At 35.2% G+C, this 12393-nt stretch carries 9 protein-coding genes and 1 riboswitch; all 9 genes read left to right on the forward strand.

The features are described 5' to 3' along the window. The first annotated feature begins 319 nt into the window (after positions 1–319). The 9 genes from mgtA (at position 320) to BN2665_RS19650 (ending at position 12152) form a co-directional block, all read left to right on the forward strand. Positions 320–2980 (forward strand): magnesium-translocating P-type ATPase, encoded by a 2661-nt coding sequence (gene mgtA, locus BN2665_RS19610; RefSeq protein ID WP_055670016.1) that lies wholly within the window; start codon positions 320–322, stop codon positions 2978–2980. A 65-nt stretch (positions 2981–3045) separates the two neighbouring features. Further along, positions 3046–3119, forward strand: a riboswitch (Fluoride riboswitch). Positions 3120–3214: 95 nt separating this feature from the next. Beyond that, a complete protein-coding gene (locus BN2665_RS19615) occupies positions 3215–4390 on the forward strand; it encodes a cation:proton antiporter domain-containing protein (protein ID WP_055668808.1) in 1176 nt (391 codons plus the stop codon). A gap of 450 nt (positions 4391–4840) precedes the next feature. Continuing rightward, on the forward strand, positions 4841–5506 hold the full coding sequence (locus BN2665_RS19620; RefSeq protein ID WP_055668809.1) for a nucleotide-binding protein: 666 nt from the start codon (positions 4841–4843) through the stop codon (positions 5504–5506). A gap of 48 nt (positions 5507–5554) precedes the next feature. After that, entirely contained in the window at positions 5555–5764 is a 210-nt protein-coding gene (locus BN2665_RS19625) for a 4Fe-4S dicluster domain-containing protein (RefSeq protein WP_055668810.1), read from the forward strand. A 15-nt stretch (positions 5765–5779) separates the two neighbouring features. Then, the gene (locus BN2665_RS19630; protein WP_055668811.1) at positions 5780–6850 is read left to right on the forward strand and encodes a 3-methyl-2-oxobutanoate dehydrogenase subunit VorB; all 1071 of its coding nucleotides are present in this window, start codon (positions 5780–5782) and stop codon (positions 6848–6850) included. Beyond that, the gene (locus BN2665_RS19635; RefSeq protein WP_055668812.1) at positions 6850–7599 is read left to right on the forward strand and encodes a thiamine pyrophosphate-dependent enzyme; all 750 of its coding nucleotides are present in this window, start codon (positions 6850–6852) and stop codon (positions 7597–7599) included. The genes BN2665_RS19630 and BN2665_RS19635 overlap by 1 nt, the downstream gene beginning before the upstream one ends. Position 7600: 1 nt before the next feature. Further along, positions 7601–8131 (forward strand): 2-oxoacid:acceptor oxidoreductase family protein, encoded by a 531-nt coding sequence (locus BN2665_RS19640; protein ID WP_055668813.1) that lies wholly within the window; start codon positions 7601–7603, stop codon positions 8129–8131. Between the two features lie 201 nt (positions 8132–8332). Beyond that, the gene (locus BN2665_RS19645; RefSeq protein ID WP_055668814.1) at positions 8333–9166 is read left to right on the forward strand and encodes an AIM24 family protein; all 834 of its coding nucleotides are present in this window, start codon (positions 8333–8335) and stop codon (positions 9164–9166) included. A 325-nt stretch (positions 9167–9491) separates the two neighbouring features. Next, complete coding sequence (locus tag BN2665_RS19650) at positions 9492–12152, forward strand: MerR family transcriptional regulator (protein WP_055668815.1); 2661 nt, start codon at positions 9492–9494, stop codon at positions 12150–12152. Positions 12153–12393: the final 241 nt, after the last annotated feature.

A 12393-nucleotide genomic window follows, 5' to 3' on the forward strand; every position in this document is an offset into this window, starting at 1 on the left:
TCCTTTGCCAAGCAATGAACTATTTTATATGTAAGTAGTTTATTCATATTTACAATTCTATAATTATATAACATATCTTTATTCACCACCCGTTTAGATAGCTTAATTCCATTAAAAAAAATCAATTATTTTTTAACCTATTAAAAATAAAAGTTTTATAGGTTTTAAAGCTATGAGTAAAATAAAATATGAATTTTTACTATTCAAAAAAGGTGTAATTATTTAGACCTTTGATTTCTATTGTCTTTAAGAAGGAATTTTGCAAACGGGAGGGATTAAGATGAAAAAAATATTGCAAGAATTTATAAGAAAGATATCCATGATAAATAAGAAAGCGGAAGAAAATTTATATAATAGCGAAGTTAAGGCTTCTGAAAAATTAGTGGAGGCTTCATTAGCAAATAAAGAGACTTTAATGAAATTATACAATTCTAGTATTAAGGGACTAAGTGTAGAGGAAGTAGAAAAGAAAATAGAGGAATATGGAGAAAATCAAATAGCAGAAGAAAAAAAGAAGATTTGGATTGTAGAATTACTTAAATCTTTTTTAAATCCTTTTAATGGAGTACTTTTTGCTCTAGCTATGGTTTCCATAATAACAGATGTGGTTATGGCAGCTCCAGAAGATAGAAGTTTTAAAACAGTTATAGTTATTACTACTATGGTAATAATTTCAGGGGTATTGCAATTTATTCAAGAATATAAATCCAACACTGCGGCAGAAAGTTTAAAAGCATTAATAACTAACACTGCTTCAGTTTTAAGAGAAGGGGAATATAAAGAAATCTCCATGAACAACTTAGTGCCTGGAGATATAGTAAAGCTTTCTGCTGGGGACATGATTCCCGCAGATTTAAGAGTACTAATCTCCAAGGATTTATTCGTAGGACAGTCTTCACTAACAGGAGAATCAGAGCCTGTAGAAAAGCTTCAATTTGATAAAAAGCTAGAAGAAGACGAATTAGAAGAAGAGTTAAATGTGCTTGAGCTAGATAATATTTGCTTCATGGGAACTAATGTTATCAGTGGAACAGCAGAAGCTATGGTTATTACTACGGGAGGGGAAACTTATTTTGGAAAAATGGCAAAAGCCTTAGTGGGAGAAAGAAGCGAAACAAGCTTTGACAAAGGCGTAAATAAGGTAAGTATGCTATTGATTAGATTTATGATTGTTATGGTTCCCTTTGTTTTCTTGGTAAATGGCATAACTAAAGGAGATTGGATGGGGGCTTTACTATTTTCTATTTCTATAGCTGTAGGGTTAACCCCAGAAATGCTGCCAATGATTGTTACAAGCAACCTAGCTAAGGGAGCTGTAACTATGGCAAAGCATAAAACTGTAGTAAAAAAGATCAGTGCTATACAAAACTTTGGAGCTATGGATATTTTATGTACAGATAAAACAGGCACATTAACTGAGGATAAGGTGGTGCTTGAAAGACATTTAGATATACACGGTAACGAGGATATAGAAGTTTTAAAACATGCTTATTTAAATAGTTTCCACCAAACTGGACTTAAAAATTTAATGGATATAGCGGTATTAGAGCATGGGGCAAAGAACAATCTAGAGTACCTAGATAATAAATACAAGAAGATAGACGAAATCCCCTTTGATTTTGTAAGAAGAAGAATGTCCGTAATACTTGAAAACGGAGATATGAAGCATCATTTGATAACCAAAGGTGCTGTAGAAGAAATGCTTTCAGTATGTAGTTATGTAGAATATCAAGGAGAAATACAGCTTATTACCTCGGAAATAAAAGAAGAGATAAAAGCTATAGTTTATAGATTAAACTCCGAGGGCATGAGAGTTTTAGCAGTGGCTAGGAAAGAGTTTCCTAAGGATTATTTTGGTTTTGAGTTAAGCGATGAAGCAGATATGATACTAGTTGGATATATAGGCTTCTTAGATCCTCCAAAGCCATCGACAGCTTCAGCTATTAAAGCTTTACAGGCTTCAGGCATAAATGTAAAAATCCTTACTGGAGATAATGAGGTAGTAACTCTTAATATATGTAAACAAGTAGGATTAGAGGTAAAACAGGTGCTTCTAGGACCTGAAATAGAGAAGATGGAAGATGAGGAACTAGCTAATCTTGTAGAAAACACCACTGTGTTTGCAAAGCTAGCACCCCTTCAAAAGTCCAAAATAATAAAAGCTCTACAAGCTAAAGGTCATACTGTGGGTTTTCTAGGAGATGGTATTAACGATGCTGCGGCCTTAAAGGAATCTGATGTAGGGATATCCGTAGATACTGCTGTGGACATAGCTAAGGAATCAGCAGATATTATATTGCTTGAGAAAAGTTTGATGGTATTAGAGGAAGGCGTAATTGAAGGAAGAAAAACCTTTGGCAATATAATGAAGTATATTAAAATGACTGCCAGCTCAAATTTTGGTAACATGTTTAGCGTATTAGCTGCCAGTGCATTTTTACCTTTTTTACCCATGCTACCAATACAATTATTGATTCAAAACTTATTATACGATATATCACAAACTTCTATTCCATGGGATGTGGTAGATGAAGAGTATTTAAGAAAACCAAGAAAATGGGATTCTAAAGATATAAGCAGATTTATGGTTTTTATAGGACCTATAAGCTCTTTATTTGATATAGCTACTTTTATATTGATGTGGGTGGTGTTTAAGGCTAATGCTCCAAAAATGCAAGGACTATTTCAAACAGCCTGGTTTGTAGAAGGGTTATTATCTCAAACTTTAATTGTTCATATGATTAGAACAAGAAAGGTTCCCTTTATACAAAGCAGAGCTGCTAAACCAGTGCTATTACTAACAGCATCAATAATGCTTTTGGGGATAACTATTCCCTTTACAGCTTTTGGAGCCTCCATAGGTTTTGTAAAATTGCCTTTAAATTACTTCCCATGGTTAATACTAATTTTAATAAGCTATTGTACACTAACACAATTAATAAAGAATATATATATTAAAAGGTTTGAGAATTGGCTATAAGTTATATAAATAAAAATAATTAATTGATTTATTTGTAAAATTATAATAAAATAAAGAAGTAAATTTAATACTAAGGCGATGGAGTTCGCCATAATCGCTATAGGGTAGATTTCTTGTAGCTAATGACTCCTACAGGTTATAGATAAACATTGTTTATTTATATGTATCTGTAGGGGTTTTTTATTTTAGATTTGCGACAAATTAATATTAATGGGTTTCATAAGGAGGAAAATTATGATTACAAGCTTAGGGATAATAATGATTTTGGGACTTATTGCAAACTATATTTCTAAAAAGCTGTCACTGCCAGGGCTCATTGGGATGCTGCTTTTAGGAATACTCTTAGGGCCTTACGGGTTAAATTGGATTCAGCAGGATTTGATAAACATATCCGCGGATATAAGAAAACTAGCCCTTATAATTATATTGTTAAGAGCTGGTCTAGGAATAAAGAAAGAGGATCTGGCAAAAGTAGGTGTACCTGCTATAAAATTAAGCTGCATACCAGGAGTTATTGAAGGAATATTTATAGCTATAGCCTCTGTTTACTTACTAAATTTTTCTTTTGTTCAAGGCGGAATTTTAGGTTTTATAATGGCGGCAGTTTCTCCAGCAGTAATTGTGCCTTCCATGCTTCATTTTATGGAAAGAGGGTTGGGGACAAAGAAAGGTATACCAACCTTGATATTAGCAGGAGCCTCCATTGATGATGTCTTTGCCATAACCATATTTTCTGCTTTTCTAGGTCTATATAGCGGTACTCATGTAAATCTAGGAGTAAAGATAATTGGAGTGCCTATATCCATTTTATTAGGTATAGCCTTAGGGGTAGTTAGTGGACTCATATTGATTAGAGTATTTAAAAAGTATCATATAAGAGATACGGAAAAGGTATTAATAATAATTGGAATTTCCATATTATTAAGCGCTTTAGAGAATGTATTAAAAAACAAAATAGAAATAGCCGCTTTACTTGGGGTTATGACCATAGGCTTTATAATAATAGAAAAGCTGCCTAAGGTGGGAGAGCGGTTAGCAATAAAATTTAATAAGATTTGGGTCTTTGCAGAGATATTGCTTTTTGTTTTAGTAGGAGCACAAGTGAATATCAATGTAGCTATAAACGCTGGAACTATAGGCATAATCATTTTGCTTATAGGATTAGTGGGAAGAGGTATAGGGGTTATATTATCTTTGGCGGGAACAGACTTGAACTTTAAAGAAAGACTGTTTTGCGTAATAGCCTATATACCTAAAGCTACAGTACAAGCGGCCATAGGGTCAGTACCATTATCCTTAGGGGTGGCCTCTGGAGATGTGATGTTAGCCATTGCAGTGCTATCTATAATTATTACAGCACCTATCGGAGCTTATATGATAGGCAGAGTTGGTGATAAATTATTAATTTAGAACAGTATATTTCTACTATATCAAAAGGGGGTACTACATAGGAGGATGTGAAAAAAGGTGTTCTATAGGTTTCCCTATACCGTGCGTGGAGCCCCAAGAGCGGCCCGTGAAAAAGAACACATATGTTTTTCACATCCTCCTATAGGTTGCACTAAAGTTCTTACATTGTGCCCTTATAAACACCCTTTTTTAATGGCTTGGCAATGTATTAGAGCTTTTCAATAAATATTTATAAATAGCTTAAAAAATGTAAATAAAAAAATATCTATTAATAGATTATAAAAATATTTAAGAATTACTATATAAATACGCAGTAACCTTTCGAAAAAAATATGAATTTTAAACCGCAAAAATGCCTTGTTAGGGCTAGTACCCTTGCAATTTATATAATATAATTAATATATAGTTAATTATTTTAACTCAAAGGTCAAGCCTTTGAAAGGAGTAGATATGAGTAGAATTAGGATTTTCACAGGACACTTTGGTAGTGGCAAGACGGAAATATCCATAAATTATGCTCTAAATCTTGCAAAACAAGGGAAAAAGGTTTCACTAATAGATTTGGATATAGTAAATCCTTATTTTTGCGTAAGAGATTTAAGAGATGAGTTAGAAGCTCAAGGAGTAAGAGTTATCTCTGCAAATCCTCATTTTTCTAACGCAGAACTTATGGTGGTGCCTGCAGAAGTATTATCAGCCTTCAATGACAAATCCAGTGAAGTGGTATTTGATGTAGGTGGGGATGATATGGGGGCCATAGCTTTAGGACAATATAATCGTTACTTTAGAGAAGAGGGCTATGATATGTACTTTGTGGTTAATAACATGAGACCCTTTACCAGTGATGAGCAAGGTACTGAAGAGTATATAAGAGCTGTAGAAGCTTCCAGCAGATTAAAGGTAAGCTATCTTGTATCAAATACAAATCTATCTTATGAAACAGAAGTAGAGCATATTATCAAAGGGGATGAAGGAGTAACAGAGCTCTCTAAGAAGCTTAATATTCCTTACAAGTTTACAGTATGTAGAAAAGACTTAGTTGATAATATAAAGGGTAGAGTCCATGGTGAAGAAGTGTTTGGTATAGATATTTATATGAAACCGCCTTGGAGATAGATATAAAAATATTAGATGTAATCGTTTTAAATTAAGGAGGTAAAAAATATGCCAAGAGTTACTTTCAGAGAAGAAAGATGTAAAGGCTGTGGGCAATGTGTCATAGCGTGTCCTAAAAAAATCATAACTTTTTCAGAAAAGCTAAATGAAAAGGGGTATCATCCAGCCACTGTAACAGAGGATAAGATGAAAGATTGTATAGGCTGCGCATCCTGCGGAAGAATGTGCCCAGATTTAGTTATTACTGTAGAAAAATAAGAAGGGGGATTAAAAATGGGAGAAAAGGTTTTAATGAAGGGTTGCGAAGCTATAGGTGAAGCCGCTGTTAAAGCTGGCTGTAAGTGCTTCTTTGGATATCCTATAACACCACAAACAGAGGTTTCTGCTTATTTATCAAAGAGAATGCCTAAAATAGGAAGAGTATTCTTACAGGCAGAAAGTGAAGTTGCTGCAATAAATATGGTATATGGAGCAGCAGGTACTGGTATCAGAACTATGACTTCATCTTCAAGCCCAGGAATAAGCTTAAAGGCTGAAGGTATATCCTATATAGCTGGAGCTGAGCTTCCATGTGTTATCATAAACATAGTAAGAGGAGGCCCAGGACTAGGTGGAATTCAACCAGCTCAATCAGACTATTTCCAAGCTACAAAAGGTGGAGCTCATGGAGATTTTAGTATGCCAGTTTATGCTCCAGCATCCATACAAGAAATGGTAGACGTTATTCAGGATGCTTTTGATGTAGCTGATATATATAGAACTCCTGTAATGGTTATGGGAGATGGAATGCTCGGACAAATGATGGAGCCTGTAGAGTTTAAAGAAAGACCTGCTAAGGAATTACCAGAAAAAGCTTGGGCGGCCAACGGACTAAATGGAAGAAAAGCTCATAATGTTATTAACTCCTTATATTTAAAACCAGAGGAATTAGAGCATCATAATGAGCACTTACAAGCAAAATATGCTGAAATCAAGAAAAATGAAACAAGATATGAGCTATTTAACTGCGAAAAAGATTGCGATTTAATAATGGTTGCTTATGGAACCACCTCTAGAATATGCAAAAATGTTATAAAGCTTGCAGAAAAAGAAGGAATAAAACTAGGTTTAATAAGACCAATAACTATCTGGCCATTCCCAGTAGAAGCTTTCGACAAAACTGTTGATAATACTAAATATGGATATCTATCTGTTGAAATGAGCTGCGGTCAAATGGTAGAGGATGTTAGACTAGCTTCTGATGGAAGAAAACCTGTAGCTTTCTATGGAAGATCAGGCGGTATGGTTCCTAACCCTGAAGAGATATTAGTTAAAGTAAGAGCAATAGTAGGAGGTGCTAAATAATGGCAATAGTATTCGAGCCAACTAAGGCTATATTAGATAGACCTACTCATTACTGTCCAGGATGTACTCATGGAGTAATTCATAGATTAATAGGAGAAGTATTAGAAGAGCTAAAGGTAGTAGATAAGACTATAGGAGTTGCCCCTGTAGGATGTTCAGTGCTTGCTTATGACTATTTTGCTTGCGATATGTTCCAAGCAGCTCATGGTAGAGCACCAGCCGTAGCTACAGGTATAAAAAGAGCTAATCCTGATGCAGTAGTATTTACTTACCAAGGAGATGGAGACTTAGCTGCTATTGGAACAGCAGAAATTGTACATGCTGCTACAAGAGGGGAAAATATAGTTACTATCTTCGTAAACAACTGTATATATGGTATGACTGGTGGACAGATGGCACCTACTACATTACCAGGTCAAGTAACTGAAACTTCACCTTATGGAAGAGATGTAAAAACTCAAGGACATCCAATAAGAGTATCAGAGATGATAGCAACTTTAGATGGAGCTTGCTATGTAGAAAGAGTATCTGTAGATAATGTTCCTAATGTAATGAAAACTAAGAAGGCTATAAAAAAGGCTTTTGAAAATGCCATTGCAGGAAAAGGCTTCTCCATGGTTGAAGTATTGTCTATATGCCCAACAAACTGGGGATTATCTACAGGAGAATCCTTACAATGGTTAAGAGATAATATGATACCTTTCTATCCACTAGGTATTAAAAAAGACACTACAGGGGAGGTAAAATAGTATGGCATCACAAGAAATTATTTTCGCTGGCTTTGGTGGACAAGGAATTTTGTCCATGGGTAAATTTTTAGCCTATGCAGGAATGGATGCTAATATGAATGTTTCATGGTTACCATCCTATGGTCCAGAAATGAGAGGAGGAACTGCAAACTGCTCTGTTATTTTAACAGATGATCAAGTAGGTTCACCTATAGTTACTGCACCAGATACTGTAGTTGTAATGAATAGACCTTCCTTAGATAAATTTGAAAAAGGTATTAAAGCCAATGGATTATTAATATTAGATTCAGATTTAGTTACAAGAGAGCCAGAAAGAACAGATTTAGAAGTAATTAAAATACCAGCTCAAACTGTAGCTACTGAATTAGGAAATAAGACTATTGCTAACATGGTATTATTAGGAGCATTAGTAGCTAAAACAAACATCGTATCTATGGATGTTTTATTAGAAGCTTTAAGAGCTCATGGTAAAGAAAAATTCTTTGAAATAAATAAGAAAGCTCTTGAAAAAGGCGCTGAATATGTAAGATAATATAATTAAAGTATAGGGTTAGATTATCCTTTTAGGATTATCTAACCCTAATTTATTTAGAGATATATATGTTGCAATAAAAATCTTACATTTCTTAGATGCAAAATTCCACTGCTTAATAGGCTCGACCCTAGGAATTTTGAAGCTAAAGAAATGTACTTAGATTTTTGCAACCTATATATAAGGAAAGGGGTATTAACATTGAGAAGTAATTTGAATTCAGAAAATGCCATGATAAAAATTGATGAAATGAGAAATAGCGAGGTAATATTTCAAGTATTAGAATATGAAGACTTAAAAGGCGGGAAGGACGTAGAAAGCGCAGTGATGCTATCCTTTATGAAGGATGCCAATATTAAGCTAAGGCAGCTTAGAATACTTCTTAATGATGGTGTGGTGAAAATCGAAGCAGGTACCCTGCATTTTATGAAGGGCAGTATAGAAATGGATAATAAAATAGGAGGCTTAGTGGGATTAGGTAAAAAAATATTTGCTAATAAGGTCACAGGAGAAGAAACCTTTAAACCGAGATACAAAGGTACTGGTGAAATGTTCTTAGAGCCTAGCTTTGGTCATTTTGCACTGCTAGAGTTAGAGGATGAACAAATTATAGTTGATGATGGAATATTTTACGCTTGTGAAGATAGCGTAGAGGTTGGAGCTATCATGCAAAAATCCTTAAGTTCAACTCTCTTTGGTAATGAGGGACTGTTTCAAACCCAATTATCAGGCAGTGGTATTGTAGCCTTGGAAGTTCCTGTACCTCCTAGTGAGATAATAAGATGTAAATTAATTAATGACACCTTAAAGGTAGATGGAAGCTTTGCCATATTAAGAAGTGGCAGAATAGATTTCACTGTAGAGAAATCTTCAAAGTCCTTAATGGCTACAGCTACTGGTGGAGAAGGATTGCTTAATGTATTTAGAGGAACTGGAGAGGTTTGGCTTATCCCTACAGCGTCTATATATGATAGGTTGAAATATGCTGGTCTTACTTCTATGGTTAATCCAGCTGGGAGAAGTAATAACAGCTAGGGTAACGAGAAAGTTTTTATAGGCTATACTACGAAAATTAATAGTTTTCTATTTGAAACCAAAGGGAGCTTAAAAGCAAAGGGAGCGTTGTTATATAGATGAGTACTCATCTATATAACAACGCTCCCTTTTTGTGTTAAAAAACAGAAAAAATGTTATATTCCTTTGCAAGGCTGATAATAAAAAGAATCCTTTTTGACTATTCCTTTGAAGATCCTGTCTGGCTGTGGAATGGCTTTGCTCTTTACGCATATTTCGGTATATTGACTTTGACGCAAGGTCAAGTGATATAATCGAATTATCATCCAGAAAGGAGGTTGAACTTATGAAGTTGATAAAAATCACTGATTTAACAAATCAGCTCGGTATATCTTCCCGAACACTGCGCTATTATGAGCAGGTAGGACTTGTTCAAAGCGTGCGGTTGCAGTTTGAAAAATACCGGTTTTATGACAGTGAGAACATTGGACGGATTAAGCAGATTATTGTTCTCAGGAAAATGCAGATTCCTATAAAGGATATCATTAGTATTTATGAAAGTGAAGATATGACTGTGCTTGTAGAAAGTTTTGTGAGCCGAATCAATGCTATAGACAATGAAATTGACGCTCTTAGAGATCTGAAGCATATTATTGATGAATTTTTGCAGGCTATGCTGAAAAGTGGAATAAAGCATATTTCAGCCTTACCGCTTTTGTATGAAAAAATTGATAAACAGCTTGAGGCGCAGGAAATTCGTGAAAATGAAAAGGAGATTAGCTTTGAAAGACTTTCAGATCTTTCCGAAAAAATGTCGGTTCCACTGGATTTGATAATTATCGATTTACCTCCTATGCGTGTCCTTTCGTCAAAGCTGAAGGACTCTGATATATCTGATGTCGACGGCTTCTGGGACTGGCTAAGTAAAAGCAGAATACCCTTTGGAACACCCGGAAGTCACAAGCTGTTTGAATATCAGAAGGACAATGTCCAGACAGTCATCATTCAGAATATTGACAGGGATTTTAATAATGACAGCCCTTATTCAGACTATGAATTTGAGGGCGGCCTGTTTGCTGTCGGCAGTGTTTATGTGGAGGATGACATTGCTTCATTTCATCATAGAATGATAAATAGCTTTGATAATAATCCGTATTATGAAGTAGACTATCGCCACGGAGGGCGCTTAAGGCATGAATCCCTTGCGGAGTCTGTGATTTCTTCCGACAGCAGACGCGAAAAAATCAATATATTTCTGCCTGTAAAAAGACGGCTGCCTGACGCAGAGCATTATGACCCTAATGAACAAATTTCAAATATAAACCTTGTTGAGATTGAACACGAAAATCCTGTCCTGTATGAATATAACATTCCTTTGACAGAAATTACTCCCATTTATGATCCTCATTATGAAGTACTTGAAACGGGTGAGGTGGAATACATATGCTGGATAGCCACACGAAAGCTTTCAACAAATGTTTCAGTGAAAATACCTTTTCGTGTGGATATCGAATTTAAGGCAGAAAATGAGAGTGAACGTTTTAGCTATGGAAGCGACGAAGGCAGTATCCGTTTTTATCATGGAAATAATTTATTCGGTATTAATATGGAAAACAAAGCAGACAGCAGGCTATCAAAGGAAGCGATTTGCTTTAATCAGCCTATCTTGGGGAATTATTTCACCTATCCAAAGCTTGGGAGAATTAAATATAATGAATATAATACTTTGACGTGGATTGTGGGCGAAAAGCATTTTGCTGTTGTTATTAATGGTGAAGTAAGGTACTGTGGAGTGAATTTTCCCTACATGGTTTCTGATTTATATCTTCAAAAGCCTGAAACAATTATAATCGGTTCTGATGGACAGGGAAAGAAATATTTCAGAGCAATAACTGTTTCTCAGTTAAAAACAACACCTAAAATTAAAATAAAACAGGGAGGGCTTATTATGAGTACAAAACAAAGCAACAACATAATACCAAATATTCACCAGCTCATTACAATGCATTATGGCGAAAATTACTGGTTTAGTGGATGTGCAAAATATGTGATGGAATGCTTGGGGGAAAAGGATTATAACTACGTTTTTTTTGCGGGACTGACGGGCGATAATTTTGCGCAGGTTTATTCATATGACCGTTTTCGCGGTGATGGAGCGACCGATTATTTTTTAAGTGACAAAGGTAATACTGATTATATCGAAAATGTCTTTGCCGCTTGTGGATATGCAAGCACTTTTATTACGATAAAACAGCTGTCAAATAATAAAGAAATGTATCTGCATACATTAATAGCTTATATTGATAAAGGCATACCGGTTATTTTTAATCAATGGGGTAATAATCCCAGAAACAGATGGGGCTGGGGCGTCTTTGTAGGTTATGAAGACTTTGGAAAGACTTTGCTCTATATGACCGCTGACATGACCGAACCGGATAAGATTTCATTTAACAATTTGCTTCCGGATAAGCTTTTAGTTGGACAGGAGGCCTGCAACGGTTGGGTATTTGTCGGAGAAAAGAGGAAGAATGTAGAGTTGGCAGACATTTACCGCAACAGGATATTGACATTACATCAGCTTCTGACAACAAAAACAGAGAGTTATTGTTTTGGAGCGGAGGCTTTCCGTTCATGGGCGACAGACATTGAAAGCGGGAGATTTGATAATATGAAGCCAGAAGAATTCGATGATTGGCCGATGTATACCATATATGTATGCAATCTGGCAACAAATAGCAGCTGCTGTCTTGATTTTTTAGATAAGGCACAGGAGCTTAATCCTGATTTAAAATTAATAGGGGAAATTCGCAACTTATATGAAAAAATGCGCCTTATGTGGAATGAACAGAACGGTGAAGATTTAGAAGCGATTGGTGGAGGCTTCAACATTACACTCGGAGCATTGCAAGACAAGGAAAGACGTAATAAAATTGTCGCAAAAATCCGGGAATTTGCAGAATGTACAGACAAAGTTTTAGCTGTTTTGAGTAAGGGGTTGAATTTATAAATCATCAGATAATCTAAGCAATTGAATGGTAATTAAAGCTGAAAGGAGCTGTTGCAAAATAATTAATTAATCAGTTATTTTGCAACAGCTCCTTGTTGTGTAAAAAAACAGAAAAACGGATTCCTAAGAATCCGCACTCCTCCACGGTATAATTAATTATGCCATTAACTAAATATACTGCAAAAGATTATAACGAACTTGGGTGAACTTATCAACTAGTTTTGCTATTAAGTTTGGAAGG

The sequence above is a fragment of the Desnuesiella massiliensis genome, from assembly GCF_001403615.1.
GTDB classification, from domain to species: Bacteria; Bacillota; Clostridia; order Clostridiales; family Clostridiaceae; genus Desnuesiella; species Desnuesiella massiliensis.

Coding starts and splice junctions, on each gene's coding strand:
- mgtA (WP_055670016.1), top strand. CDS start 320: ATGATAAATAAGAAAGCGGAAGAAAATTTATATAATAGCGAAGTTAAG.
- BN2665_RS19615 (WP_055668808.1), top strand. CDS start 3,215: ATGATTACAAGCTTAGGGATAATAATGATTTTGGGACTTATTGCAAAC.
- BN2665_RS19620 (WP_055668809.1), top strand. CDS start 4,841: ATGAGTAGAATTAGGATTTTCACAGGACACTTTGGTAGTGGCAAGACG.
- BN2665_RS19625 (WP_055668810.1), top strand. CDS start 5,555: ATGCCAAGAGTTACTTTCAGAGAAGAAAGATGTAAAGGCTGTGGGCAA.
- BN2665_RS19630 (WP_055668811.1), top strand. CDS start 5,780: ATGGGAGAAAAGGTTTTAATGAAGGGTTGCGAAGCTATAGGTGAAGCC.
- BN2665_RS19635 (WP_055668812.1), top strand. CDS start 6,850: ATGGCAATAGTATTCGAGCCAACTAAGGCTATATTAGATAGACCTACT.
- BN2665_RS19640 (WP_055668813.1), top strand. CDS start 7,601: ATGGCATCACAAGAAATTATTTTCGCTGGCTTTGGTGGACAAGGAATT.
- BN2665_RS19650 (WP_055668815.1), top strand. CDS start 9,492: ATGAAGTTGATAAAAATCACTGATTTAACAAATCAGCTCGGTATATCT.